This is a genomic window from Nocardiopsis xinjiangensis YIM 90004 (genome assembly GCF_000341145.1).
Lineage (GTDB): Bacteria > Actinomycetota > Actinomycetes > Streptosporangiales > Streptosporangiaceae > Nocardiopsis > Nocardiopsis xinjiangensis.
Map to the genome: position 1 here is coordinate 1 of NZ_ANBE01000037.1, position 24,758 is coordinate 24,758.

Consider the following 24,758-nt stretch of genomic DNA (forward strand, 5'->3'; position numbering starts at 1 on the left):
ACGCGGCTCCTCTGCCGGGGCCGGGGCGGACTCGGGGATCGCGGCCTGCTCCGGAGCGGCCTGCACCGCGGGGGCACCGCCGCCGGCCGGGGCCTCGCCGCCACCCAGCAGCTGGCGCAGCTGCTGCAGGTGCGACTGGATGCTGTCGCGCTGACGGTTGAGCTCGTCGACCTCCTTCTTGGCGGCCGTGTGGATGCGGTTGGCCTCGGCCTTGGCGTCGCTGACCATGTGCTCGGCCTTGGACTTGGCCTCTGCCTCGATCTGCGAAGAGCTCTTCTTCGCGTTCCCGACGAGCTGCTTGGCGTTGTTCTCGGCGTCGCGACGGGTCTGTTCGGCCTGCGAGCTGGCCTTGGTGGCGCGCTGCTCGGCGCTGGTGGCGCGCTCTTCGGCCTCGTTGACCATCTTCTGGGTCGCGGCCTGGGCCGCGGCCAGACGCTCGGCGTCCTGGCGCTCGGCCTCGGCACGGCGGTCGGTGAGCTGGAGCTCGAACTGGTCCTCGGCCTCGGTACGGCGTGCCTCGGACTCGGCGAAGGCCCGCTCGGCGTTCTTGCGCAGCTCCTCGGCCTGGCTCTTGGCGGACTGGATCGTCTCGTCGCGCTCACGCTTCGCGGCGGCACGGGCCTGGGCGCACTCACGCTCGGTGGTCGTGCGCAGCTTGGCGATCTCGCCCTCGAAGGTGGCGCGCTTCTCGGCGATCTCGTGGTCGACGGCCGAGCGCTTCTTCTGGACCTCGCGCTCGGTGGTGGAGGTCAGCTCGTCGGCTTCGCGGCGAGCGGTGGTGCTGATCTCCTCGGCCTCGGACTCGGCGGCCTGCCGCATTTCGTCGGACTCGCGCTGAGCGACGGCGCGGGTCTCGGTGGCCTCGGACTCGGCGGCCGCGCGCATCTCGGCGGCCTCGATCTTGGCGGAGGAGCGGACGTCGTTGGCGTCGATCTGGGCGCTCTGCACCAGCTCGTTGGCCTGCTCCTCGGCCAGGCGGAGGAGCTCCTCGATGCGTGAGCCCAGGCCGGAGTAGGAGGGGCGCTCGCGCTCGGCGAGCTGCCGGTTCTTGGCGGTGAGCTCGCCCTTGTACTTTTCGGCGTTCTCGTTGGCCTCCTTCACCTCGGCGCGCAGGCTCTCCAGGTACTCCGTCACCTGGTTGCGCTCGTAGCCACGCAACACCACGTCGAACTCGGGCGGGGCGTTGTCCTCGTCGAAAATGTTGTTGAGCTGGGCGTCGATATTGTTTGAGGGCATGTGGCGGATCCTGAACGGGTGCGAGACGGCTACTTGTGAACGGCCGGAGATCGGGTTCGGAGGGCGGCTGCAGCTGCTCTCCCCACTGGACGGACCGGGCCCTTGGCCTGTCACGGAATGCGCCGCGCACGTGGGGCGGCTGACCCGGTTCGACCTGTCCGGTCCGGCCCTCGGGGCGCGGACCGACACCGGCGGTCGAATCCAGCTTCTGGTTTGTGTTCGGCGGACAGTCGGCCTGCTGCGCCGATCGCGACGGACGGCGACCGCCGAACACACCTTCGGCGACTTTATCAAGCGGAGAGCCCGTGAGAAGAGGCTTTCGGGTAACTTCCGGCGCGGTCTGAGGTCAGCCACACCTTCTGCTGCGAACTTGTGATGTGTCCGGAAGGTCCCCGTGATTCGGGCGTGTCGCTCGTGGGGCTCAGTGGGCGCTTTGGACCAGTTCGGTGAGCACGCCCCCGCAGTCCTTGGGGTGCAGGAACACGATGCTGGATCCGGCGGTCCCATGCCTGGGCTCGGCGTCCAGCACACGTACACCGGCCCCGCCCACCTCCTGCGCGGACCCGGCGACGTCGGCGGTACCGAAAGCGATGTGGTGCACCCCCTCGCCGTTGCGATCGAGGAACTTCGCGACGGGGGAGTCCGCACGGGTCGGCTCCAAAAGTTGCAGATAAGTTGCACCGCCGTCGTCGGTACCGTTGATTCGGAGCATGGCCTCCCGCACGCCCTGCTCCTCGTTGACTTCCTCGTGCTCGACCTCGAACCCGTGAGTGCGGCGGTAGAGGTCGATGGAGGCGTCGAGGTCGCGGCAGGCGATACCGACATGGTCCAGGCGCGTCAGTCCGCTGAAGGGCACGTCGGGGGTGGGTGGGGTGCTCAAGATGAACCTCCGGATGGTCGCGTCAGGGGGCGTAGGTATCGTTGCAGACCAGGTGCGACACCCATCACTTGGAGGCCATTAACCATGCCCGGTTCCGTCATCGTCGGTGGGGCCCGGACCCCCACCGGCCGACTCCTCGGCTCCCTCGCCGGGTTCTCCGCCGCCGACCTGGGCGGCTTCGCGATCAAGGCCGCCCTGGAGCGTGCCGGCATCAGCGGTGAACAGGCCGGATACGTGGTCATGGGACAGGTGCTCCAGGCAGGCGCCGGCCAGATCCCCTCCCGCCAGGCCGCGGTGAAGGCGGGCATCCCGATGGATGTGCCGTCGGTGACGATCAACAAGGTGTGCCTGTCGGGGCTGGACGCGATCGCCCTCGCCGACCAGCTCATCAGCGCCGGCGAGTTCGACGTCGTCGTCGCGGGCGGCATGGAGTCGATGACCAACGCCCCCCACCTGATGCCCAAGTCCCGCAAGGGTTACAAGTACGGCTCGATCGAGGTCCTGGACGCGACCGAGCACGACGGCCTCACGGACCCCTTCGAGAGTGATTCCATGGGCGCCTCGACCGAGCGCCACAACGGCAAGCTCGGCATCGGCCGCCCCGAGCAGGACGCCTTCGCCGCCCGCTCGCACCAGCGTGCCGCCGCCGCGCAGGAGAAGGGTTTCTTCGACGACGAGATCGTTCCCGTGGAGATCCCCCAGCGCAAGGGCGACCCGGTCGTCTTCGACCGCGACGAGGGCGTGCGCGCCGAGACCACAGCGGAGGGGCTGGCCAAGCTGCGCCCCGCCTTCGACCGCGAGGGCACCATCACCGCGGGTTCCTCCTCCCAGATCTCCGACGGCGCCGCCGCCGTGGTCGTGATGAGCCGCGCCAAGGCCGAGGAGCTGGGTGCCCCGGTCCTGGCCGAGATCGGCGCGCACGGCAACGTCGCCGGCCCGGACAACTCCCTGCACTCACAACCCTCCAACGCCATCAAGCACGCGCTGGGCAAGGCGGGCAAGGAGGTGGCCGACCTGGACCTGGTCGAGATCAACGAGGCCTTCGCCTCGGTCGGCCTGCAGTCCACCCAGGACCTCGGGATCTCCGACGGGATCGTCAACGTCAACGGCGGCGCCATCGCCCTCGGGCACCCGATCGGGGCCTCCGGCGCACGCATCGCCCTGCACCTGGTCAACGAACTGCGCCGGCGCGGTGGCGGCACGGGCGCCGCCGCCCTGTGCGGCGGCGGCGGACAGGGCGACGCGCTGCTGTTCTCCGTCCCCGCCGAGTAGGGTCCGGACCGCTCCGAGCTCCCCGCGCGGGCGCCGCCCACCCGGCGGCGCCCGCGCACCGCGTGGCACCACGGGGCCGTGCCGCGTACCCACCCGCGGCAGGGCGGCGATCCCGTCCTGCCCACCCCGCCGACGTCGAGGAGTCCCCATGCACACCCCCCAGTTGGTCGACCGGGTCCGCGCCGGTGACCGCAGGGCATTGGCCCGAGCGATCACCCTGGTGGAGAACGGTGCGCCGCAACTGCGCGAGATCATGGCGGGCCTGGCCGAGCACGCCGGCCACGCCCAGGTCATCGGGTTCACCGGTTCCCCGGGGGTGGGCAAGTCCACCACCACGAGCGCGGTCGTGCGCGAGGTCCGGGACAAGGGTCTGAGCGTGGCGGTGCTGGCCGTGGACCCCTCCTCCCCATTCACCGGCGGTGCCCTGCTCGGCGACCGGGTGCGGATGCAGGACCACGCCACCGACCCGGGTGTCTACATTCGTTCGATGGCCAATCGCGGGCACCTGGGAGGTCTCTCCTGGGCGGCCCCGCACGCCCTGCGTGTGCTGGACGCGGCCGGGTTCGACGTGATCCTCGTGGAGACCGTGGGCGTGGGACAGGCCGAGGTCGCCATCGCCGGGCAGGCCGACACCAGCGTGGTGCTCAGCGCCCCGGGGATGGGCGACGCCGTCCAGGCCTCGAAAGCGGGGGTGCTGGAGATCGCCGACGTGCTCGTGGTCAACAAGGCCGACCGGGACGGCGCCCGGGTCACCCTGCGCGAGCTGCGCCAGATGGTGGCGATGAAGGACCGCGAGGACCACGAGTGGAAACCACCGATCGAGATGACCGTCGCCGATCGGGGCGAGGGCATCGGGGACCTGTGGGAACGCGTGCGTGAGCACTACGCCCACCTGTCCGCCTCCGGCGAGCTCGCCGAGCGCCGTCGCGCCCGTGCCCGCGAGGAGGTGCAGGCCCTCACGCTGGACCTGTTGCGTTCGCGGATGGCGGATCCGGAGACCGGTAAGGGGCTGGACCGCCTCGCCGCCGACGTGGTCGACGGCCGCACCGACCCCTACGCCGCCGCTGACGTCCTCGTGGACGAGCTCACCGACAGCAACCGCCCCTGAGGCGCCCAGCGTTCCAGGGACAGTCCCCGCGCCTTGGGCGCGTGGGTCCCGGGGCCTGCTCCCTGCGCGCATACGTGCGGGAAGCGCGGGGGCGTGCAAACTCCGCCCGCGTCCCGCCACGCAGCACCTCTGTCCCGGCGAGGGGAGCGCACTGCTCCTCTTCCGTGGCGATGTCTCCTTCCGAGCTGCATACAGTGATCGCGTGGGAAACCCGTTGAATCTCCCGTTCGACCCGATCGAGCGGGCACACGACAACTGGACGCGCAGGTGGGGTGCCTCTCCGGCGATGGCCGCGGTCACTTCGCTCATGCGCGCACAGCAGATCCTCATCGGTGAGCTGGACGGCGCACTCAAGCCCTTCGGGCTGACCTTCGCCCGGTACGAGGCCCTGGTGCTGTTGACCTTCAGCGCCTCGGGCTCTCTGCCCCTGGGAAAGATCGGCGAGCGCCTCATGGTGCACCCGACCAGCGTCACCAACACCATCGACCGACTCGAGAACCAGGGCATGGTCAGTCGCCTGCCCAACCCCAGCGACGGGCGCGGAGTGCTGGCCGAGGTCACCGACGCCGGGCGCGAGGTCACCGAGGAGGCGACGCAGGCACTGCTGGGCATGGACTTCGGCCTGGGTTGTTACTCCGACGAGGAGCTCTGGGACCTGCACCAGGTCTTCACCCGTCTGAGGGTGGACTTCGGTGACTTCCCCGAACCCGTCGTGGGGGTCGCCGAGGACCGCTGACCACGGCGGCAGGGTACGGGCGCCGGCCCGTCCGTCCCTGTACAGGATTATTTGGACGTCCTACTATTTCAGTATGGCGAACACCACGAACGGCCCAACACCACAGGGCGGCGGGGCAGCCGACATCGAGGCAGGACGCGAGCGCTGGCAGCGCCGCTACGACGCGGCACGCAAGCGCGACGCCGACTTCACCTCGTTGTCCGGACGGCCCCTGGAACCGGTCTACGGCCCGCGACCCGGCGCCGAGGACCCCGGTTTCGAACGCATCGGCTGGCCGGGTGAGTACCCCTACACCCGTGGCCTGTACCCCACCGGATACCGCGGACGTACTTGGACCATCCGCCAGTTCGCCGGATTCGGCAACGCCCGGCAGACCAACGAGCGCTACAAGATGATCCTCGCCAACGGCGGCGGGGGCCTCTCGGTGGCCTTCGACATGCCCACGCTCATGGGTTACGACTCCGACTCCTCCCACGCGTTGGGCGAGGTCGGCCACTGCGGTGTCGCGGTGGACTCGGTCGCCGACATGGACCTGCTCTTCGACCAGATCCCCTTGGGTGAGACCACGACCTCCATGACCATCAGCGGTCCGGCGGTACCGGCCTTCTGCATGTACCTGGTGGCGGCCGAACGCCAGGGCGTGGACACCACCACGCTCAACGGCACACTGCAGACCGACATCTTCAAGGAGTACATCGCCCAGAAGGAGTGGTTGTACCCGCCCGAGCCGCAGCTGCGCCTCATCGGTGACCTCATGGAGTACTGCGCCGAGCACATCCCGGACTACAAACCGCTCTCGGTGTCCGGTTACCACATCCGCGAGGCCGGGGCCACGGCCGCTCAGGAGCTCGCATACACCCTTGCGGACGGGTTCGGTTACGTCGAGCTCGGCCTCTCGCGCGGGCTGGACGTCGACCGTTTCGCGCCGGGGCTGTCCTTCTTCTTCGACTCCCACATCGACTTCTTCGAGGAGATCGCCAAGTTCCGCGCAGCCCGCCGCATCTGGGCGCGGTGGATGCGCGAGGAGTACGGCGCCACCAGCGAGAAGGCCCTGTGGCTGCGCTTCCACACTCAGACCGCCGGGGTTTCGCTCACCGCCCAGCAGCCCTACAACAACGTGGTGCGCACCGCGGTGGAGGCTCTGGCCGCGGTCCTGGGCGGCACCAACTCCCTGCACACCAACGCGCTCGACGAGACTCTCGCGCTGCCCACCGAGCAGTCCGCGGAGATCGCGCTGCGCACACAGCAGGTCCTCATGGAGGAGACCGGTGTCGCCAACGTCGCCGATCCCCTCGGCGGATCCTGGTACCTGGAGTCGCTCACCGACGAGATCGAGGCCGAGGCCGAGCGTGTCTTCGCACAGATCCTCCACATGGGCGGGGGCCGCGAGGCCGAGCACACCATCGGTCCGATGACCTCGGGCATCCTCGCCGGCATCGACAACGGTTACTTCACCTCCGAGATCGCCGAGTCGGCCTTCCAGTACCAACAGGCTCTGGAGAAGGGCGACAAGAGGATCGTCGGTGTCAACTGCCACACCAGCACCGTTTCCGGTGAACTCGACATCCTCAAGATCAGCCACGAGGTCGAGCGTGAGCAAAAGCGCGACCTGACCGAGCGCCGCGAGAACCGCGACCGCGCGGCCGTGGACCGGGCCCTGGCCGATCTGCTCGAGGGTTCCCGCTCCGAGGACGGCAACCTCATTCCGCTGATCATGGAGGCCGCCCGGGCCGAGGCCTCCCTCGGGGAGATCTGCGCCGCCATGGGCGAGGTCTTCGGGACCTACACCGAGGAACCCCGCTTCTGAGCGACGGGGGCGCGGCGGCCCGGGCCACCGCGCCCCGAGACACGGAGGGCGCCACGTGTCCTGTCGTCCACCACCCCTGTGTGTATGCGGCAGGATGGAGACATGCAGCCTTCGGACTTTTCCCCGAACAGTGCCGTTGACCTCGGTGCGCGCAAGGCGGCCATGGAACGTGAGGCCAAACAGCGTGCGGCGGAGTCGACGGGTCGAACCAACCCGTACGCCGTCAACATCGACGAGTCCAACTTCCAGAACGAAGTCCTGCAACGGTCGATGGACCTGCCGGTCGTCCTGGCCGTGCTGGCGGGCTGGTCCGAGCAGTCCGCGCAGGTCGAGACCGCCTTGGACAACCTGTCCGCGCGCTCGGGCGGCAACTGGTACCTGGCCAAGGTCGACAGCGAGGCCAGTCCCCGTGTCACCCAGGCCTTGCAGGTGCAGTCCGCCCCGGCGATCCTCGTGGCGATCCAGGGCCAGGTCATGCCGTTGACCCAGGGGCCGGCCGATGAGAACCAGCTCCGCGAGGGCCTGGGCCAGGTCTTCGCGGCACTGGCCCAGCAGGGGATGCTGCCCGAGGGACACCCGGGCACGGTCGAGGCCGACGGTGAGCCGCCCGTGGCGGAGGAGGAGGGTGAGCCCGAGCCGCAGGGGCGCCCCGTCGACGTCCAGGCCCAGGAGGCGCTGGACCGCGGTGATTTCGCCGCTGCCGAGGCGGTCTACCGCAAGGCCGTGGAGACCGACCCCTCCGACACCGAGTCCAAGAGCCGACTCGCCCAGGTGGGCCTGGTGGGCCGTCTGCAGGACGTCGACCCCGAGTCGGCGCTGACCGCAGCCCAGGAGCGCCCCGACGACGTGCAGGCCCAGTTCGTCGTGGCCGACATGGACATCTACCGGGGTGAGGCCGAGGCCGCCTTCGACCGTCTCGTCGCGACGGTCAAGCGCACCTCCGGCGACGAGCGTGAGAGGGTCCGCGCACACCTGCTCGCCCTGTTCGACGTGTTGCCCCCCGGCGACCCACGGGTCAACGCCGCACGGCGCAAGCTCACCGCCGCCCTGTTCTGAGGCGCAGGGGCGGGCCGGTCCGGGACCTTTCCGGGCCGGCCCGTTCGTGTGTGGCCCCGGAGAAAATCGCCTTGGGCGTTTTCTGTCAGTTTTCGCTCATAGTGGCTCATAGCGGTAAAAGATCAGTTTCTTTCACTCGCGTACCTGCCGCCCCACACGCGTCCCCCGCGGCTCCAGCTGCGTATAGAAGCCCGGCCGCAGGGTAGGAACCGGTCACGGATGGGCCTCCAAGGCCCGTTCGGTGGACCCCTTCCGTCGCGCAGCTGGTCATAGGGCGTCTGCCGAACAGGCCCCAGCCCTCAGGCGAGCCCCGGCAGGTGTGTCATGACCAGCGATCCTCCCAGAAATCCCGTCGTCACCGTCTCCGCCACCTACGGCGCCGGTGGCAGTGTCGTGGGCCCCGCGGTCGCCGCCCGGTTCGACGTCGACTTCCTCGACCGGGCCGTCCCCTCGACGGTGGCCGAGCGCATCGGGTGCTCCCTCGACGAGGCGCGCGAACGCGACGACCGTGCCCCCAGCGGTTTCGAACGGTTGCTCGCCAGCGCCGCCCGGCTGCCCACGGTGACTTACGGCAGCGTCGACACCGCCCTCATCGGCGCCACCAACCGCGAGGGCCGCCTGCTCTACGACCACGAATTCGTCGAACGCACCGAACAGGTCGTCCAGGAGGTCGGACGCAAGGGAGGCGTGGTCCTGGGCCGGGCGGGCGCCGTTGTGCTCGCCGGCCATCCTGCGGCTCTGCACGTCCGTTTGGACGGAGCTCCCGCTGCCCGCCTCGACCGGGTGCGCCGGTTGTGGGAGTACGGCGACCGTGAGGAGGCCCGCGGCCACGGCTGGGGCGAAGAGGGCCCCACCCAGAGGCTCCTCGAGGAGAACGACCGGGCCCGCGCCGCCTACGTGCGCCGCTTCTACCGCGCCGACCCGGCCGATTCCGGGCTCTACCACATGGTGCTCGACACCACGGTGCTGTCGTTGGAGGCCTGTGTGGACCTCGTGGTGCGGGCCGCGCTGGACCGCTCGGGCGTCGAGTCCGGGTCCATGTAGCCCCCGTTCGATCTGCCGGAATTTTTGCGATTCTTTACGCTGGCGTGAATTGTCCTCTTGTGCTGACGTAGGTCCCTTGACTCGGGTAGTGTGAAGCGACTCGTCGAGGGTCCCCCGGGTGTGTGCAACAGCCCCCGGCCGAGCCTGCGCGCAACGGACCCGAGGGTCGATCCCGTGCCCGGCCGCGCCCGCCCGCGCCGCGGCGGGCCGTGCGGGCGCACGACACCCCAGTGAGAGCCAAGGAGCGACACGTGGCCACCCTTCCCAGCGTTTCCTATTCCATCACCGCCCGGCTGGAGGTCGACGCCGGCAGTAGCGCCGTCGGCAGCCTCACCAACGCTGTCGAGCACGTGGGCGGGATGATCACGGCGCTGGACGTGGCCGAGGCGGGGCACGAGCGCATCCGTATCGACGTCACCTGCGCCGCCCGCGACACCGAGCACGCGCAGGCCATCGTCGATGCCCTCGGCGCCGTCGAGGGTGTGGCCGTCCACAAGGTCAGTGATCGCACTTTCCTCATGCACCTGGGCGGCAAGATCGAGATGGCCTCCAAGGTGCCCCTGCGCAACCGCGATGAGCTCTCCATGGCCTACACCCCAGGTGTCGCCCGCGTCTCCTCGGCCATCGCCGCCAACAAGGAGGACGCCCGCCGTCTGACCATCAAGCGCAACAGCGTCGCCGTGGTCACCGACGGCTCGGCCGTCCTGGGGCTGGGAAACATCGGCCCCGAGGCCGCCATGCCCGTCATGGAGGGCAAGGCCGCCTTGTTCAAACGCTTCTCCGACATCGACGCCTGGCCCATCGCACTGGACACCCAGGACGTGGACGAGATCGTGCGCGCCGTCCAGCTCCTCGCCCCCGGCTTCGGCGGCATCAACCTCGAGGACATCTCCGCGCCGCGCTGCTTCGAGGTCGAGGCCCGCCTGCGCGAGCTGCTGGACATCCCCGTCTTCCACGACGACCAGCACGGCACCGCCATCGTGGTCCTGGCCGCTCTGCGCAACGCCCTGCGTGTGACCAACAAGAAGCTGTCGGAGGTGCGCATCGCCATGTCCGGAGCGGGCGCGGCCGGCACCGCCATCCTCAAGCTGCTCATGCACGCCGGCGCCGAGAACGTGATCGTCAGTGATCTGCACGGTGCCATCCACCAGGGCCGTGAGGACCTCGACGACAGCCTGCGCTGGATCGCCGACAACACCAACCCCACCGGCTACACCGGCGACCTCAGGGGTTCGGTGTCGGGCGCCGACGTCTTCATCGGCGTCTCCGCCCCCAACGTGCTCAGCGGTGAGGACATCGCCGAGATGGCACCGGACCCCATCATCTTCGCGCTGGCCAACCCCGACCCCGAGGTCGACCCCGACATCGCCAACCTGCACGCCTCCGTCGTCGCCACCGGCCGCAGCGACCACCCGAACCAGATCAACAACGTGCTGGTCTTCCCCGGGTTCTTCCGCGGCCTGCTCGACGCCCAGAGCCACAACGTCGACTCGGACATGATGGTCGCGGCGGCGGTGGCCCTGTCCGACGTGGTCACCGAGGACGAGCTCGGCCCGAACTACATCATCCCGAGCGTGTTCCACCCCGAACTTTCCACGCACGTGGCCACGGCCGTGCGCGAGGCCGCTCTGCGCAGCTCCGAGAACTGAGCCGGCCCCTCCGGTGGGTCCCCGGCGGGTCATCGGATCCGCCCGGAGAACCCGGAAGAGGCACCGGTGGCCCGGTGTTGGCGGGTAGAGGTGGAACATGGACCAGTCGACACTGACCGGGCGACTCCTGGTGGCCGCCCCCCTTCTGCAGGAGGACTCCTTCCGCCGCTCCGTCGTGTTCGTCGTCGACGACGCCGAAGACGGAACCCTCGGCGTGATCCTCAATCGCCCCCTGGACACCGCCGTGGGCGAGGTCGTCGAGGCCTGGAGTGCCTACGCCAGCGAACCGGCGGTCATGTTCTCCGGTGGTCCGGTGGGGGAGGACTCGGGGATCGCTCTGGGCACCACCGGTACCGGCGACGAACCACCGGGGTGGGCCCCGTTGGAGGGGATCGACCCCGGCCTGGACGGGCTCGGCGTGGTCGACCTCGACGGTCCCCCGGAGGTTCTCGGCGGAGCCCTGAGCGCTTTCCGCGTCTTCGCCGGCTACGCGGGGTGGAGCTCGGGCCAACTCGCCGAGGAGATCGGTGAGGGTGCCTGGCACGTGGTCGACGCATGGCCCGGTGACGTGTTCACGACCGCGCCCGAGCGCCTGTGGTCGCGTGTGTTGCGGCGCCAGGGCGGCGACCTCGCGTTGCTGTCGACCTATCCCGACGACCCCAGCCTGAACTGAGCCGTACAGGTCCGTCCGCGGTGCGCGGGAGCCGATATCGTGGACGGCGAGACGTGAAAGGTGTGTGAGGAACGATGGCCATGGACATCCTCAACAAGGTTCTTCCCGACAGCGACACCAAGCCGGAAGAGACGCATGACGACGGTGACCGGGATCGTTACGCCCACTACGTGCAGAAGGAGAAGATCACGCAGAGCGCCGTCACCGGCGACCCCGTGATCGCCCTGTGCGGCAAGGTGTGGGTGCCGGGGCGCGACCCCAAGAAGTACCCGGTCTGCCCCGAGTGCAAGCAGGCCTACGAGGAGATGACGAAGGGCCGCTGATCTCCGGAGCCGGCCCTGGCTCCACTTCGACAGTGCTCGTTCCCGTCCTGTTTGCGGCAGGAACCTCGCCCCGACCCGGCGGCCCCACGTTCCTCGGTCCGCCCTCGGGGCGCTTCTGTCGGGGCGCTCCGAACCGTCCCTCGGGCGAGGTGACGTCCGTACGAACGCTCACGGCCCCCTTCCCGCCGGGAAGGGGGCCGATCCGTGCTCGGGGATCCGCGTTTCCTCCCCGAGCCGCCGGGCGACGTGGCATGGTGATGGCGGTCCCTCCGCTCCCGTGCCGGGCCGGGGCATCCGGATGCGGGGCCCGGGGCGTGATCCCTCCGGCCGGTTTCGGCCGATCCCGTTTCGGGGCCGTTCCTCCGGCCTCGGGAGGGGCCGCGGCGGTTATCGTGGTGCTGCACGATTTGGGGTCCGGTGCCGCCTGCCGCGCGGCGATGCCGTCCGTGAGGGCGGGTGCCGCGGGTGCATCCCCGCTGCCGTGTTTCCGACACGAGGCACGGGCCCCGGAGGACGGTGTCGTGGCGTCACCCCCGACGCACCCGCGTTCCGGGGACCACTCGTCGTGCCCCTTCGACTGGGAAGAGGAGTAGGTCGGATTGGTGTCCACAACTGAAACGCAGTCCCACCACGAGGACGGGGACGGGGAGAGCGGGGCCGGCACGCGGGGGCGCAGGCGCCGGCGGAAGAGCACAGGCCCGGGCGACGTCGTGCGCGGTACCGTCCGGTTCTTCGGTGAGATCCTGCTGACGTCCGGCCTGCTCATGCTCTTCTACGCCGCCTACGAGGTCTACGGGTCCCAGTTCGAGACCGACCGCGAGCAGCAGGACCTCGCCCAGGGACTGGAGGACAACTGGGCGACCTCGGAGGAGACCGGACCCGAGTCCGAGCCTCTTCCCGGTTCCGCCGACAGCCGCCTCTACGTGCCCGAGCTCGAGCTCGACTGGGTCGTGGTCAACGGCACGGACCCGGACGACATCCTCTACAGCCCCGGCCGCTACACATGGTTCGACAGCGGCCCCGGCCAGGAGGGCAACTACGCGATCGCCGCCCACCGCACCCCCGGCCTCTTCTGGGATCTCGACCTGCTCGACAACGGCGACGTCATGGTCCTGGAGGACGGTGAGAACTTCTACACCTACGAGGTGTTCCAGGAGGAGACGGTCCTGCCCCAGGACTCCTGGGTGGTCGACCCCGACCCCTTCGAGGAGGCCTCGGACGAGGACCCCGAGCGCGCCCTGCTCACCCTGACCACGTGCGCCCCCAAGCTCAACAACACCCACAGGCTCATCGTCTGGGCGGAGCTGGCCGAGACCACACCGAAGTCCGAGGGCATGCCGGACCCCATCGCGCACATGGCACCGGACGCGGAGGAGTGACATGTACGGACTGATCTGGCGCCTCATGCCCGGACCCTGGGTCTCCAAGCTGATCATGACGATCGGGTTGATCGCGGGGGCGGCAGGGTTGTTGTGGTTCGTGGTCTTTCCGGAGATCTCACCGCACATGCCCTTCAACGACGGAGCGATCAGCAGCGGACCCGAGGACGAGGGGCCGGTTCCGGGCGAGGTCCCCGGCGAGTGAGGCACCCCGCACCGAGCCCGACGACGCCTGACCCCGACCACCGGTGCCCCGAACAGGGCCATGGGTGAAACACACCACCATGGCCGTCCGCGGCCTCCCTACGGGACGGTCGGTGGTGAGCGCTAACCTCTACGGCGTGAGTAACGGGGGACGTGACGCATGACGGTGACGCAGACCACGACGGAGGACCGCCTGAGCGGACTCCGGGCCTGGCAGCGAGAGGCCTTCGAGGAGTACTTCCGCCGGGAGCCCCGCGATTTCCTCGCGGTGGCCACACCCGGGGCCGGGAAGACGACTTTCGCCCTCACCCTCGCCGGCGAGCTGTTGCGGCAGCACAGGGTGAGAGCCATCACGATCGTCTGCCCCACCGAACACCTCAAGAAGCAGTGGGCGGAGGCGGCGGCCAGGTTCGGGATCCCCATCGACCCGGACTTCAAGAACGGCCAGGGTGCGCTGGGCAAGCAGTACATCGGGGCCGCGGTGACCTACGCGCAGATCGCCGCACACCCCATGCTGCACCGCAACCGCACCGAGACCCGGCGCACACTCGTCATCTTCGACGAGGTCCACCACGCCGGCGACGCGCTGTCCTGGGGCGACGCGGTGCGCGAGGCCTTCGAGCCGGCCGCGCGCCGGCTCTCCCTGACCGGTACACCTTTCCGTACCGACGTCAACCCGATCCCGTTCGTCGACTACGTGCAGGACGGCAACGGGGTGCGCCGCTGCTCCTGGGACTACAGCTACGGGTACGCGCCCGCCCTGGAGGACGGGGTCGTGCGCCCGGTCATCTTCATGGCCTACTCCGGGGAGATGCGATGGCGTACCCGGGCCGGCGACGAGCTCGCCGCGCACCTGGGCGAACCGCTGACCCAGGATGCCCTCTCGCAGGCCTGGCGGGCCGCGCTCGACCCCAAGGGCGACTGGATCAAGAAGGTCCTGCAGGCGGCCGACCGGCGCCTGAGCGAGGTCCGCAAGAACCACTCCGACGCCGGCGGTCTGGTCATTGCCAGTGACCACGAGAACGCACGCGCCTACTCGCGGATCCTGCGGCAGATCACCGGCAAGAGCGCCACGGTGGTGCTCTCCGACGACCCTTCCGCCTCCAAGAAGATCTCCCGGTTCGCCCAGGGCGACGACCGGTGGATGGTCGCTGTGCGCATGGTCTCGGAGGGTGTGGACGTGCCGCGGCTCATGGTGGGTGTCTACGCCACCTCCACCAGCACGGCCTTGTTCTTCGCGCAGGCCATCGGGCGTTTCGTGCGCGTGCGCAAACGCGGTGAGGTCGCGTCGGTCTTCCTGCCCTCGGTACCCACACTGCTGGAGTACGCCGGGGAGATGGAACGCGAACGCGACCACGTGCTCGACCGCACCCCCGCGGACAACGAGTATCCCGAGGACGATCTCCTCGAGGAGGCCAACAAGAAGAAGGACACCCCCGACGCGGGGGAGGAGTTGCCCTTCGAGACGATGGAGTCGGCCGCCGAGTTCGACCGGGCCCTCTACGACGGCGCCGAGTACGGCAGCTCGCCCGGCTCCACCGAGGAGGAGGACTTCCTGGGTCTGCCCGGCCTGTTGGAGCCCGACCAGGTCTCCCAGCTGCTTCGCAAACGCAAGGACGAGCTCAAGGCCGACGAGATCAAGGCCCGCAAGAAGAGCGAACCGGATGAGTCCGCAGAGGAGGCCGGCCCCACACACGAGGTGCTCGCCCAGCTCAGACGTGAGCTCAGCGGCCTCGTGGGCGCCTGGCACCACCGCACCGGAAAACCCCACGGGGTGATCCACAACGAGCTGCGGCGCGCTTGCGGCGGTCCTCAGGTCGCACAGGCCACCCCGGCGCAGCTCCGGGAACGTGTCGCCAAGCTCCGGGCCTGGGCGGTCGGATCCCGCTGAACCGGTCTCCGGACAAACACTGCGCGAGCCCGCGCACGGCTACACGCCATTTCGTGTTCATGTGACTACAATCCGTCATGTGATTGGACGAAGCAGCCGCGGCCGCCCGGCCGCCTTCCGCCCAGGCCTGGTCATGAGCGCACTCGCCGTGACCGGCCTGGCAGTGGCGGGGGCCCCGGACGCGCCCGACACAGCCCAGGCCACCGACGCCGTCCATCTCGCGGACGCAGGCACCGACCACACGTGCGAGACCGACGGCGCCGCCCCGGACAGCGACCGGCGCTCCTCGGAGGGCCACGACGGGGAGGTCACCCCGGAGCAGGCCGCCGACCACCAAGAGCAACTGGAGGACGCGCTCGGTACCGATCGCGGCAGCCAGGTCGCCCCACCGCGGTCCGTGCCCGTCGTCGTGCACGTCATCTCCGCCGAGGACGGCGAGGGCGACGTGAGCCAGGAACGTGTCGACCAGCAGATCCAGGTCCTCAACGACGCCTACGGGGGAGTCTTCGCCTCCGGGGAGGAGGCGACCGACACCGGGTTCGACTTCGAGCTCGTCGAGACCACCCGGCACAGCGACGACACCTGGTTCGAGGAGTTCAGTTCCAACCGCGACACCATCCGCGCAGAACTGCACCAGGGCGGGCCCGAGACCCTCAACGTCTACACCGCCGACCTCGGAGCCGGGGTTCTGGGTTTCTCGACCTTCCCGCAGGACATCGAGTCCTCGCCCGAGCAGGACGGGGTCGTCGTCTCCCACGACACCCTGCCCGGCGGCAGCCGCGAGAACTTCGACCTCGGCCAGACCACGACCCACGAGGTCGGCCACTGGCTCGGACTCTTCCACACGTTCCAGAACGGGTGCGAGAGCCCCGGTGACTACGTCGACGACACCCCGTACGAACGCGAGGCCGCCAGCGGCTGCCCCGCGGGACGCGACACCTGCCCCGACCGTCCCGGTGAGGACCCGGTCAACAACTTCATGAACTACACCGACGACGCGTGCATGACCCACTTCACGCCCGGCCAGGCCGAACGGATGGTCCAGCACTGGGCCGGATTCCGCGAACCCCAGGTCTGAGTCCGCCGTAGCTGTGGGGGCGCCGACGCCGACGGCGCCCCCACTCGCGTGTCACGGGCCAGGAGCCGGCGGAGTAGGACCTCTCCGTGGCCGACCGGTTCTCCGAGGTCGGCCACGAAGATTTCGCCGCGCCTCACCACTCCTCCTCGGCCACGTCGGTGCCCCCGGGTTCGGACGGACGGTCGCGCGGAGTGTGGTCGTGCACACAGGAGTCGCGTTCCGCTCGGGTCAAGGAGGCGTTGTATTCGTGCACACGGTTCCAGAACTCGAGCTCTTCGGCCTCGTCGAGCACGTGCTCGAGCGCCGCAGCCAAGGTCGTGTGCTCCCTGCGCGCACGTTTCCGGAGGGGTCTCTGGTTCTCCTCGGGGCCTCGACGGAGGCATCCGTAGAGGTCATACCCCAAGTATGAAAGTTCGGTGGTGGCGGTGGTCCCCTGAGTGATCGGGGTGCCGGACCTCCCGTGGTGGGAATGCGGGCCCGGCGCGCCGATAGGCTGTGGGCATGGCAGCGACCCACTTGTATCTGACCGGTATCAAGCCCACCGGCGACTTCCACCTGGGCAACTACATCGGTGCGATCCGGCCCGCGCTCGAAGCGGTCCAGAGCACCCCGACGGCGTACTTCCTCGCCGATTACCACGCCCTCAACACGGTGAAGGACGCCGACGAACTCCGACACAGCATCCGGTCAGGCGCTGCCACCTGGCTCGCGTGCGGACTCGACCCCGAGCGGACCCTCTTCTACCGCCAGTCCGACGTGCCCGAGATCTTCGAGCTCACCACGATCCTCGGTTCCATGACCCCCAAGGGACTCATGAACCGCGCCCACGCCTACAAGGCCGCGCGCGACCGCAACAACGAGGCGGGCATCACCGACCTCGACGCGGGCGTCAACATGGGGCTCTTCAACTACCCGATCCTCATGGCCGCCGACATCCTCGCGATGGAGGCCACGCACGTCCCGGTCGGCCGCGACCAGTCCCAGCACCTCGAGTACACCGCCGACATCGCCGGATACTTCAACCACCGCTACGGGAACGGCTACACCTTCCCGGTCCCCAAGGGCGTCATCGACGACAGCGACGCGAGCATCCTGCCCGGTACCGACGGTCGCAAGATGTCCAAGTCCTACGACAACCACATCCCGCTGTTCCTGCCGCAGAAGAAACTCCGCAAGGCGATCAACAAGATCCCCACCGACTCCACGCCGGTGGAGGAGCCCAAGGACCCCGACGCCTCGGTCCCCTTCCAACTCCTGACCCACTTCGCCTGCGAGGACAAGACCGCCGAGGTCCGCAAGCGCCTGGCAGCCGGCGGCATGGGCTGGGGCGACCTCAAGAAGGAACTCTTCGAGGCCGTCGACGCGGTCCTGGCACCCCAGCGCGAACGCTACGACGAGCTCATGGCCGACCCCGCGCAGATCGACCGGATCCTCGCGAACGGCATCGAGCCCGCCCGTGAACGCGCACGCGCCACCCTGTCGCGCGTGCGTGCGGCCATCGGCGTGGGCTGAGGCCGCACGCGCCGAACGCAGAACGGCCCCGTGCTCCCGGGACGATCACGAGAGCGCGGGGCCGTTCCGTTTCCAGGGCCCGGGGGAGAGGTCAGGAGACCACGGGTTCGCCCTCCAGGGCCACACCCGCGGCGCGCAGCTCCTCCAGGGCCGAGTCCACCGTGGGCCGCGCCACCCCCGCGGTCAGGCCCAACAGCACACGTGTGCGCAGCCCTTCCCCGACCGCGTCCAGGGCAGTGGCCCGCACGCAGTGGTCGGTGGCGATACCCACGAGGTCGACCTCGTCCACCCCGTGCTCGTGCAGCCACGAGGCCAGCCCGGTCGACCCGTCGGCGGCGGCCCCCTCGAACCCGCTGTAGGCGGCGCTGTAGCGGCCCTTGGAGAAGATCTCCTCGACCGCGCCGGGGTCGAACCCGGGGTGGAACTCCGCTCCGGGGGTGCCCACCACGCAGTGCGGCGGCCAGCTCTCGACGAAGTCCGGCTCGTCGGAGAAGTGCGCACCCGGATCGACGTGGTGGTCGCGGGTGGCGACCACGTGGTCGTAGGCGCCGGCGTGCGTACGCGTGTACTCGGTGACGGCCGCGGCCGTGGCGGCACCGCCGCTCACGCCCATGCTGCCGCCCTCACAGAAGTCGTTCTGGACATCGACGATGATCAGCGCCCTGCTCATACGGGACCTCGTGTCTCTTCCTGCTCGTGGGGCTGGGCACCTGCCCGTTGCGGAGCCGGTGCGGTCGGGACGGGATCAGAGGAAGGCCGTCGGCAGGGCCGGGTCCCCGCGTGACATCCGCAGGGCCTGCTCAGGGAGCTCACCGATGGCGGCACGGTGGCGCTCACGTGCCTCGCGCACGCTCTCTCGGCCCAGGATCTCCCCGCTCCGGACGAGCGGTTGCAGCATGGAACGTGTGCCCACTTCGGCGGTCGGTTCGTGGTCGTACACCTCCTCGGCGACGGCAGTGCCCCGGTCGTCCAGCCGGCGCAGGGCCCACTTGCGGCCGCCGCGGCTCGGTTTGCCCACCGAACGTTTGGCGACCGGTTCCAGCGGTGTGTCCTCTTCCAGACCGCGGGCGCGTGCGACGAGTTTGTAGACCAGCGACACGGTCGGAGCTCCCGACCCCGTCACCAGGGACGTACCCACTCCGTACCCGTCCACGGGGGCCACGGCCAGTGCCTGGATGGAGTGCTCGTCCAGGTCTCCGGTGACCACCACACGGGTGTCCGTGGCGCCGAGGCCGTCGAGCTGGGCCCGCACCCGGCCGGCGTGTGCGGCCAGGTCACCGGAGTCGATCCGGACCGCGCCCAGGGCGGGCCCGGCCAGTTCGACCGCATGGCGCACAGCGCGTTCGACGTCGAAGGTGTCCACCAGCAGGGTCGTCCCGAGGCCCATCGACTCCAGCTGCGCGTTGAACGCGTGCTGTTCGCTGTCGTGGAGGAGGGTGAAGGAGTGCGCGGCGGTCCCGCCGGTGGGGACGCCGTGGGTCCGGCCCGCCTCGAGGTTGGAGGAGGTCGCGAACCCGCCCACGTACGCGGCCCGGGCGGCGGCGACCGCGGACCGTTCCTGTGTGCGCCGGGAGCCCATCTCTATGAGGGGGCGCTCGCCGGCGGCCACGGCCATGCGGGAAGCGGCCGAGGCGATGGCGCTGTCGTGGTTGAACACCGACAGTGCGAGGGTCTCCAGGACCACGGCCTCGGCGAAGCTCGCCTCCACCACGAGGATGGGGGAACCGGGGAAGTAGGCCTCGCCCTCGCCGTAACCCCAGATGTCGCCGCTGAAGCGAAAACGGGCCAGCCAGTCGAGGGTGCGCTCGTCGACCACCTCGTGATCGGAGAGGAAGTCGAGCTCGGCGCTGCCGAAGCGGAACCGCTCCAACAGGTCCAGGAACCGTCCGGTCCCGGCCACGACGCCGTACCGTCGGCCCTCGGGGAGGCGCCGGGCGAACATCTCGAAGACCGACCGGCGTTCGGCGGCCCCGCTGTGCAGGGCACCTTGGAGCATGGTCAGTTCGTAGTGGTCGGTGAGCAGCGCGCTGCTGCTGTCCTCGCTCATGGCCCCGAGCTTAGACGGCGCCCACCGGAGCGTGCCATGTGGCCGGGGCGTGCCCTGCGGTCCGTTGCGGGGCGGTCGGCCCGCCGCCTGCGGATGTGCCGTCCGGACGGTGTGACGCACATTAATACCCACTAGGTAGGTAGAGATCTGGTTTTCGGTATCCTGGTGCCATGTTGAGGATTGACCGCTCGATCTACGATCAGATCGTCGCCCACGCCCGCCGCGACCACCCCGACGAGGCCTGTGGCGTGGTCGCCGGGCCCGAAGGTTCCGACCGCCCCGAACGGTTCATCGAGATGATCAACGCCGAGCGGTCCCCCACCTTCTACCGCTTCGACTCCAAGGAACAGCTCAAGGTGTGGCGGGAGATGGACGACCACGACGAGGAACCCGTCGTGATCTACCACTCCCACACCGCGACCGAGGCCTACCCGTCGCGCACCGACATCTCCTACGCCTCGGAACCGAACGCACACTACGTGCTCGTCTCCACACGTGAACCCGAGACCGTCGAGTTCCGCTCCTACCGGATCCTCGACGGAGAAGTCACCGAGGAGCCGGTCGAGGTCACCGGCCAGTAGGCGCTCCCACCGGGGCCTTCCGGAATGGGACGAGGGCCTCTCCTGTTGAGTATGAACGCACGACAACGACCGTTTACGGAGACACCTTCATGGCCATCGAGGTCCGCATCCCCACCATCCTGCGCAACCTGACCGGCGACGCCAAGGTCGTCGAGGGGCAGGGCTCCAACCTCGGCGAGCTCGTCGCCGACCTGGAGAACCGCCACCCCGGTATCCAGGAGCGCCTGATGCAGGACGGCAAGCTGCGCCGCTTCATCAACGTCTACCTCAACGACGAGGACGTGCGTTTCGTCGGCGGCCTGGAGGCCGAACTCTCCGACGGCGACAACGTCACGATCCTGCCGGCCGTGGCCGGCGGCAGCCGCTAGGCCCACCATGCGTTACGAATCCCTGCTCGACTCCCTCGGCGGTACGCCCTTGGTGGGCCTGCCGCACCTCTCGCCCTCGCCGGAGGTCCGGCTGTGGGCGAAGCTGGAGGAGCGTAACCCGACCGGATCGATCAAGGACCGCGCCGCGTTCTACATGATCGAACAAGCCGAGAAGGACGGGCGGCTCTCCCCGGGGTGCACCATCCTGGAGCCGACGTCGGGGAACACCGGTATCTCCCTGGCCATGGTCGCCAAACTCCGTGGCTACCGCATGGTCTGTGTGATGCCGGAGAACACCTCCTCCGAGCGCAAGCAGCTCCTCGCCATGTGGGGTGCCGAGGTGTACTTCTCCGACGCTGCAGGAGGGTCCAACGAGGCCGTCCGCGTGGCCAAGGAGATGGCCGCCGAGAACTCCGACTGGGTGATGCTCTACCAGTACGGGAACCCGGCCAATGCCCGGGCGCACTACGAGACCACCGGTCCCGAGCTGCTCCAGGACCTGCCGGAGATCACCCACTTCGTCGCCGGTCTCGGCACTACCGGCACCCTCATGGGTGTGGGCCGCTACCTGCGCGAGCACAGGACGGACGTACGGATCGTGGCGGCCGAGCCCCGTTACGGCGAGCTCGTCTACGGCCTACGCAACCTCGACGAGGGCTTCGTGCCCGAGCTCTACGACGAGTCGGTGCTGACCACCCGCTTCTCCGTCCCCTCGGACGCCGCGCTCGAGCGGACACGGGACCTGCTGCACAAGGAGGGCATCTTCGCCGGCATCTCGTCCGGGGGATCCCTGCACGCGGCCATGGCGATGGCACGCAAGGCCGAGCGCGCCGGGGAGCGCGCCGACATCGCGTTCGTCATCGCCGACGCCGGGTGGAAGTACCTGTCCACCGGCGCCTACGAAGGCACGCTCGAGGAGGCGGAGGAACGCCTCGACGGCCAACTCTGGGCCTGATCCGCCGTCGACGGGCGCGGATCCGGACACTGTCGTCGCAGCTGAGGCCGGTACCTTGCGGGGTATCGGCCTCAGCCGTGTCTCGACCCATCCGGGCAGAACGCGCGGAACGGGTGAAAGTGGTCAAACCGTGTGAGAATTTGAGACGTGATGCTCCACTCCTGAGATGCGAGACACATTTTGTACCACCGGGCGGGGCATTGGGGTACACCCGTAACTACGGGACATCCGCAGAACCAGCCGCCATCCGCACCCTCTCCGCGAAACGCCGAACCGGGGGAGGGGGCGCCGGACCCCGCGGCCCATCGAGAAGGCGACGACGACGTGCGACTCACCATCATCGGGTCCTCCGGGAGCTTCCCCGGCCCCGACAGCCCGGCCTCCTGCTACCTCGTCGAGGCGGAGGGGTACAGACTCCTGCTCGACATGGGAAACGGGTCGCTCGGGGCGCTCCAGCGCCACGCCGACATCTACTCGGTCGATGCCGTCTACCTGAGCCACCTGCATGCCGATCACTGCTTCGACCTGTGTTCCTACTGGGTGGCCCGGAGGTTCCACCCGGGCGGCACCAAGGGCAGGATTCCGGTCTACGGCCCCACCGGGGTCGCCGACCGTGTGGCCGAGGCCTACGGACTGGAGACCGATCCCGGAATGACCGAGGTCTTCGACTTCCGCGAACTCACCGAGGGCAGCTTCGACCTCGGCCCGTTCTCCGCACGGGTCGCCGAGGTCAACCATCCGGTCGAGGCCTACGGCATCCGCTTGGAACACGGCGGCCGCACCCTCACCTACTCCGGTGACACCGGGGTGTGCGACGCGCTGGTGGGCCTGGCCGAGGACACCGACCTCTTCCTGTGCGAGGCCGCGTTCCACGACCACCTCGAGCACCCCAAGGACATGCACCTGACCGGAAGCGAGGCTGGGGAGCACGCCACGCGTGCCCGCGCCCGGCACTTGCTCCTGACTCACCTGGTGCCGTGGAACGACGACGAGCTCACTCTCGGCGAGGCCCGTTCGACCTACACCGGCCCCATCGACCTCGCCCGCAGCGGCCAGGTCTACGAGGTCGGCTGAGCCGAGCCGGTCGGGGCCCCGACCGGCTCGTCGGGGAGTGGTGTGTCTCCCACCGGAGGTGAGAGTTGCGGACTCCCGCGCCTCGGGGGAGCTGCCGAGGATACGCTCGGGAACATGGCTCGACCCGACGGACGCGTTCCGACCCAACTCCGCCCCGTGAACATCACCCGCAACTGGCTGCGCCAAGCGGAGGGCTCGGCCCTCATCGAATTCGGCGACACCCGCGTGCTCTGCGCGGCGACCGTCGAGGACGGTGTCCCGCGTTGGCGCCGTGGCACCGGCGAGGGGTGGGTGACTGCGGAGTACGCGATGCTCCCGCGCTCCACCGACACCCGCGGTGCCCGTGAGTCGGTGCGGGGCAAGATCGGGGGCCGCACCCACGAGATCTCCCGCCTCATCGGCCGTTCCCTGCGCGCAGTCATCGACTTCAAGGCGATGGGCGAGCACACCATCACTCTGGACTGCGACGTCCTGCAGGCCGACGGCGGTACACGTACCGCCGCGATCACCGGGGCCTACGTGGCGCTCTCGGACGCGGTGAAGTGGCTGCGCAAGCGCCGCAACCTCAAGAACAACCCCCTCGCCGGCTCCCTCTCCGCAGTGAGCGTGGGCGTGGTCCAGGGACAGCCGCGGCTGGACCTGAACTACCTCGAGGACTCCGTCGCCGACACCGACATGAACGTGGTGATGAACGGGGACGGTTCCTTCATCGAGATCCAGGGCACGGCCGAGGGCGCGGTCTTCGACCGCGAGCTGCTCGACAAGCTGCTCGACCTGGCCACCGACGGGTGCGCGGAACTGACCACGCTCCAGAAGAAGGCGCTGTCGGAATGAATGTGTCGACGAGCCCGGGTGCTCGGATCGGGGGCGTGCCCGGGGGAGGGGGACCGGTGAAGATCGTTCTGGCCACACGTAACCCCAAGAAGGTGCCCGAGATGCGGGCCATCCTCGACGAGGCCGGTGTGTCCGCCGAGGTCGTGGCGCTCGACCAGTTCCCCGACGCCCCCGAGGTTCCGGAGACCGAACCCAGTTTCATCGGCAACGCTCTGCTGAAGGCCCGCGCGATCGCCGAGCACACCCAGCTGCCGGCCATCGCCGATGATTCGGGGTTGAGCGTGGACGAGCTCCAAGGGATGCCCGGTGTACTCTCCGCGCGCTGGGCCGGCCGCTTCGGCGGGGACGACCAGGATCGAGCCAACCTCGACCTGGTGCTGGACCAGCTCGCCGACGCTCCGGCCGAGCGCCGGGGCGGCCAGTTCGTGTGCGCGGCCGTGCTCGTCATGCCGGACGGGACCGAGATGGTCGCCGAGGGTGTGCTGCGTGGCCGATTGCTGCGGGAACGGCGGGGCGACAACGGTTTCGGGTACGACCCGGTGTTCGTCCCTGACGGCCACGGTGTCACCACCGCGGAGATGGACCCGGAGGAGAAGAACAGGATCAGCCACCGGGGGATCGCGTTCCGCACGCTGGCCGGTGAGCTGGCCGAGATGGCGTGACCGGGACCGGTCGACGGACCCGGTCGGTGGCGGCCGTCCCCTGAGGGGCGGCCGCCACCGGTGTGTGGTCTCTGGGCCTGCAGCCCAGAAAATCCGTGGAAAGCCAGGGCCTCATGTTTGACCCCGAACAGTCCGGGGGATGACCACGGTTGTCCGACAAGCAGAAACTGGACGAAACACGGGGGTCCCGGTCTGGGGACCACGTGAGGGCACGGCGTCCGGCGGTCGCTCCGACCGCCTCTCGAGGCCCGAGCACACAGGGGTCCCTCCCCAGAGGCTCGGGCGAGTTTGACGTCGCTGCATCAGCTGCCTACACTCGATCGAGTCGCTGTGGGACGGCGAGCCACCCGAAGGGTCGGTTCGGTTCCGGGCCACAAGCAATGACGATC

The 24,758-nt window shown here is 69.4% G+C and carries 25 protein-coding genes; 20 read left to right on the forward strand and 5 right to left on the reverse strand.

Annotated features, from left to right (window positions below):
* Both D473_RS0117580 and mce read right to left on the reverse strand, forming a co-directional pair.
* Window positions 1-1,236: DivIVA domain-containing protein (locus D473_RS0117580; RefSeq protein ID WP_017610362.1), on the reverse strand; the 1,236-nt coding region annotated here is incomplete at its 3' end.
* Window positions 1,237-1,657: 421 nt separating this feature from the next.
* Window positions 1,658-2,116, reverse strand: a complete 459-nt coding sequence (gene mce, locus D473_RS0117585; RefSeq protein ID WP_017610363.1) for a methylmalonyl-CoA epimerase — start codon at window positions 2,114-2,116, stop codon at window positions 1,658-1,660.
* 84 nt (window positions 2,117-2,200) lie between these two features.
* On the opposite strand from mce, the gene D473_RS0117590 reads away from it, so the two are divergent.
* The 13 genes from D473_RS0117590 (at window position 2,201) to D473_RS0117650 (ending at window position 16,336) form a co-directional block, all read left to right on the forward strand.
* Window positions 2,201-3,388: an acetyl-CoA C-acetyltransferase gene (locus D473_RS0117590; RefSeq protein ID WP_017610364.1), complete on the forward strand. Its 1,188-nt coding sequence runs from the start codon at window positions 2,201-2,203 to the stop codon at window positions 3,386-3,388.
* A 148-nt stretch (window positions 3,389-3,536) separates the two neighbouring features.
* The gene (gene meaB, locus D473_RS0117595) at window positions 3,537-4,496 is read left to right on the forward strand and encodes a methylmalonyl Co-A mutase-associated GTPase MeaB (RefSeq protein WP_017610365.1); all 960 of its coding nucleotides are present in this window, start codon (window positions 3,537-3,539) and stop codon (window positions 4,494-4,496) included.
* Window positions 4,497-4,710: 214 nt separating this feature from the next.
* Window positions 4,711-5,232, forward strand: coding sequence for a MarR family winged helix-turn-helix transcriptional regulator (locus D473_RS0117600; RefSeq protein WP_017610366.1), 522 nt, complete (start codon window positions 4,711-4,713; stop codon window positions 5,230-5,232).
* Window positions 5,233-5,305: 73 nt separating this feature from the next.
* Window positions 5,306-7,039: an acyl-CoA mutase large subunit family protein gene (locus D473_RS0117605; RefSeq protein WP_017610367.1), complete on the forward strand. Its 1,734-nt coding sequence runs from the start codon at window positions 5,306-5,308 to the stop codon at window positions 7,037-7,039.
* A 102-nt stretch (window positions 7,040-7,141) separates the two neighbouring features.
* On the forward strand, window positions 7,142-8,095 hold the full coding sequence (locus D473_RS0117610; RefSeq protein ID WP_026127057.1) for a co-chaperone YbbN: 954 nt from the start codon (window positions 7,142-7,144) through the stop codon (window positions 8,093-8,095).
* 324 nt (window positions 8,096-8,419) lie between these two features.
* Window positions 8,420-9,139, forward strand: coding sequence for a cytidylate kinase-like family protein (locus D473_RS0117615; RefSeq protein WP_017610369.1), 720 nt, complete (start codon window positions 8,420-8,422; stop codon window positions 9,137-9,139).
* A 251-nt stretch (window positions 9,140-9,390) separates the two neighbouring features.
* A complete protein-coding gene (locus tag D473_RS0117620; RefSeq protein ID WP_017610370.1) occupies window positions 9,391-10,788 on the forward strand; it encodes an NAD-dependent malic enzyme in 1,398 nt (465 codons plus the stop codon).
* 97 nt (window positions 10,789-10,885) lie between these two features.
* Window positions 10,886-11,461 (forward strand): YqgE/AlgH family protein, encoded by a 576-nt coding sequence (locus D473_RS0117625; protein WP_017610371.1) that lies wholly within the window; start codon window positions 10,886-10,888, stop codon window positions 11,459-11,461.
* A gap of 74 nt (window positions 11,462-11,535) precedes the next feature.
* Complete coding sequence (locus D473_RS0117630; RefSeq protein WP_017576057.1) at window positions 11,536-11,784, forward strand: DUF3039 domain-containing protein; 249 nt, start codon at window positions 11,536-11,538, stop codon at window positions 11,782-11,784.
* Window positions 11,785-12,383: 599 nt separating this feature from the next.
* Window positions 12,384-13,163 carry a class E sortase gene (locus tag D473_RS0117635; protein ID WP_033353578.1) on the forward strand — a complete coding sequence of 260 codons (780 nt, stop codon included), beginning with the start codon at window positions 12,384-12,386 and terminating at the stop codon, window positions 13,161-13,163.
* Between the two features lies 1 nt (window position 13,164).
* A complete protein-coding gene (locus tag D473_RS0117640) occupies window positions 13,165-13,368 on the forward strand; it encodes a hypothetical protein (RefSeq protein WP_017610373.1) in 204 nt (67 codons plus the stop codon).
* Window positions 13,369-13,527: 159 nt separating this feature from the next.
* A complete protein-coding gene (locus tag D473_RS0117645) occupies window positions 13,528-15,258 on the forward strand; it encodes a DEAD/DEAH box helicase (RefSeq protein WP_017610374.1) in 1,731 nt (576 codons plus the stop codon).
* 133 nt (window positions 15,259-15,391) lie between these two features.
* A complete protein-coding gene (locus tag D473_RS0117650) occupies window positions 15,392-16,336 on the forward strand; it encodes a zinc metalloprotease (RefSeq protein ID WP_051043114.1) in 945 nt (314 codons plus the stop codon).
* A 133-nt stretch (window positions 16,337-16,469) separates the two neighbouring features.
* Here D473_RS0117650 and D473_RS0117655 read toward each other — a convergent pair whose 3' ends face one another.
* Complete coding sequence (locus D473_RS0117655; protein WP_017610376.1) at window positions 16,470-16,649, reverse strand: hypothetical protein; 180 nt, start codon at window positions 16,647-16,649, stop codon at window positions 16,470-16,472.
* 188 nt (window positions 16,650-16,837) lie between these two features.
* On the opposite strand from D473_RS0117655, the gene D473_RS0117660 reads away from it, so the two are divergent.
* Window positions 16,838-17,848, forward strand: coding sequence for a tryptophan--tRNA ligase (locus D473_RS0117660; RefSeq protein ID WP_017610377.1), 1,011 nt, complete (start codon window positions 16,838-16,840; stop codon window positions 17,846-17,848).
* Window positions 17,849-17,939: 91 nt separating this feature from the next.
* Here the strand turns inward: D473_RS0117660 and D473_RS0117665 are convergent, their stop codons facing one another.
* Window positions 17,940-18,518 carry an isochorismatase family protein gene (locus D473_RS0117665; protein ID WP_017610378.1) on the reverse strand — a complete coding sequence of 193 codons (579 nt, stop codon included), beginning with the start codon at window positions 18,516-18,518 and terminating at the stop codon, window positions 17,940-17,942.
* 75 nt (window positions 18,519-18,593) lie between these two features.
* Window positions 18,594-19,895 (reverse strand): nicotinate phosphoribosyltransferase, encoded by a 1,302-nt coding sequence (locus tag D473_RS0117670; RefSeq protein WP_017610379.1) that lies wholly within the window; start codon window positions 19,893-19,895, stop codon window positions 18,594-18,596.
* Window positions 19,896-20,065: 170 nt separating this feature from the next.
* Here D473_RS0117670 and D473_RS0117675 point away from each other — a divergent pair, with 170 nt between their 5' ends.
* The 6 genes from D473_RS0117675 to rdgB all read left to right on the forward strand — a co-directional run bounded on the left by D473_RS0117675 (window position 20,066) and on the right by rdgB (window position 24,369).
* Window positions 20,066-20,476: a Mov34/MPN/PAD-1 family protein gene (locus tag D473_RS0117675; RefSeq protein ID WP_017610380.1), complete on the forward strand. Its 411-nt coding sequence runs from the start codon at window positions 20,066-20,068 to the stop codon at window positions 20,474-20,476.
* A gap of 89 nt (window positions 20,477-20,565) precedes the next feature.
* Window positions 20,566-20,844 carry a MoaD family protein gene (locus tag D473_RS0117680; protein WP_017610381.1) on the forward strand — a complete coding sequence of 93 codons (279 nt, stop codon included), beginning with the start codon at window positions 20,566-20,568 and terminating at the stop codon, window positions 20,842-20,844.
* Between the two features lie 7 nt (window positions 20,845-20,851).
* The gene (locus D473_RS0117685; protein WP_017610382.1) at window positions 20,852-21,799 is read left to right on the forward strand and encodes a PLP-dependent cysteine synthase family protein; all 948 of its coding nucleotides are present in this window, start codon (window positions 20,852-20,854) and stop codon (window positions 21,797-21,799) included.
* Window positions 21,800-22,123: 324 nt separating this feature from the next.
* Window positions 22,124-22,873 carry an MBL fold metallo-hydrolase gene (locus D473_RS0117690; protein ID WP_017610383.1) on the forward strand — a complete coding sequence of 250 codons (750 nt, stop codon included), beginning with the start codon at window positions 22,124-22,126 and terminating at the stop codon, window positions 22,871-22,873.
* A gap of 114 nt (window positions 22,874-22,987) precedes the next feature.
* Entirely contained in the window at window positions 22,988-23,707 is a 720-nt protein-coding gene (gene rph / locus D473_RS0117695; protein ID WP_017610384.1) for a ribonuclease PH, read from the forward strand.
* A gap of 56 nt (window positions 23,708-23,763) precedes the next feature.
* Complete coding sequence (gene rdgB, locus D473_RS0117700; RefSeq protein WP_017610385.1) at window positions 23,764-24,369, forward strand: RdgB/HAM1 family non-canonical purine NTP pyrophosphatase; 606 nt, start codon at window positions 23,764-23,766, stop codon at window positions 24,367-24,369.
* Window positions 24,370-24,758 lie beyond the last annotated feature (389 nt).

Bases quoted from the DNA above. Each gene is read 5' to 3' on its own strand.
- D473_RS0117645 (WP_017610374.1), top strand. From the start codon at position 13,528: ATGACGGTGACGCAGACCACGACGGAGGACCGCCTGAGCGGACTCCGG.
- D473_RS0117685 (WP_017610382.1), top strand. From the start codon at position 20,852: ATGCGTTACGAATCCCTGCTCGACTCCCTCGGCGGTACGCCCTTGGTG.
- D473_RS0117680 (WP_017610381.1), top strand. From the start codon at position 20,566: ATGGCCATCGAGGTCCGCATCCCCACCATCCTGCGCAACCTGACCGGC.
- D473_RS0117650 (WP_051043114.1), top strand. From the start codon at position 15,392: ATGAGCGCACTCGCCGTGACCGGCCTGGCAGTGGCGGGGGCCCCGGAC.
- D473_RS0117670 (WP_017610379.1), bottom strand. From the start codon at position 19,895: ATGAGCGAGGACAGCAGCAGCGCGCTGCTCACCGACCACTACGAACTG.
- D473_RS0117615 (WP_017610369.1), top strand. From the start codon at position 8,420: ATGACCAGCGATCCTCCCAGAAATCCCGTCGTCACCGTCTCCGCCACC.
- D473_RS0117660 (WP_017610377.1), top strand. From the start codon at position 16,838: ATGGCAGCGACCCACTTGTATCTGACCGGTATCAAGCCCACCGGCGAC.
- D473_RS0117665 (WP_017610378.1), bottom strand. From the start codon at position 18,518: ATGAGCAGGGCGCTGATCATCGTCGATGTCCAGAACGACTTCTGTGAG.
- D473_RS0117625 (WP_017610371.1), top strand. From the start codon at position 10,886: ATGGACCAGTCGACACTGACCGGGCGACTCCTGGTGGCCGCCCCCCTT.
- D473_RS0117630 (WP_017576057.1), top strand. From the start codon at position 11,536: ATGGCCATGGACATCCTCAACAAGGTTCTTCCCGACAGCGACACCAAG.
- D473_RS0117675 (WP_017610380.1), top strand. From the start codon at position 20,066: ATGTTGAGGATTGACCGCTCGATCTACGATCAGATCGTCGCCCACGCC.
- D473_RS0117610 (WP_026127057.1), top strand. From the start codon at position 7,142: ATGCAGCCTTCGGACTTTTCCCCGAACAGTGCCGTTGACCTCGGTGCG.
- rph (WP_017610384.1), top strand. From the start codon at position 22,988: ATGGCTCGACCCGACGGACGCGTTCCGACCCAACTCCGCCCCGTGAAC.
- D473_RS0117640 (WP_017610373.1), top strand. From the start codon at position 13,165: ATGTACGGACTGATCTGGCGCCTCATGCCCGGACCCTGGGTCTCCAAG.
- meaB (WP_017610365.1), top strand. From the start codon at position 3,537: ATGCACACCCCCCAGTTGGTCGACCGGGTCCGCGCCGGTGACCGCAGG.
- D473_RS0117605 (WP_017610367.1), top strand. From the start codon at position 5,306: ATGGCGAACACCACGAACGGCCCAACACCACAGGGCGGCGGGGCAGCC.
- D473_RS0117590 (WP_017610364.1), top strand. From the start codon at position 2,201: ATGCCCGGTTCCGTCATCGTCGGTGGGGCCCGGACCCCCACCGGCCGA.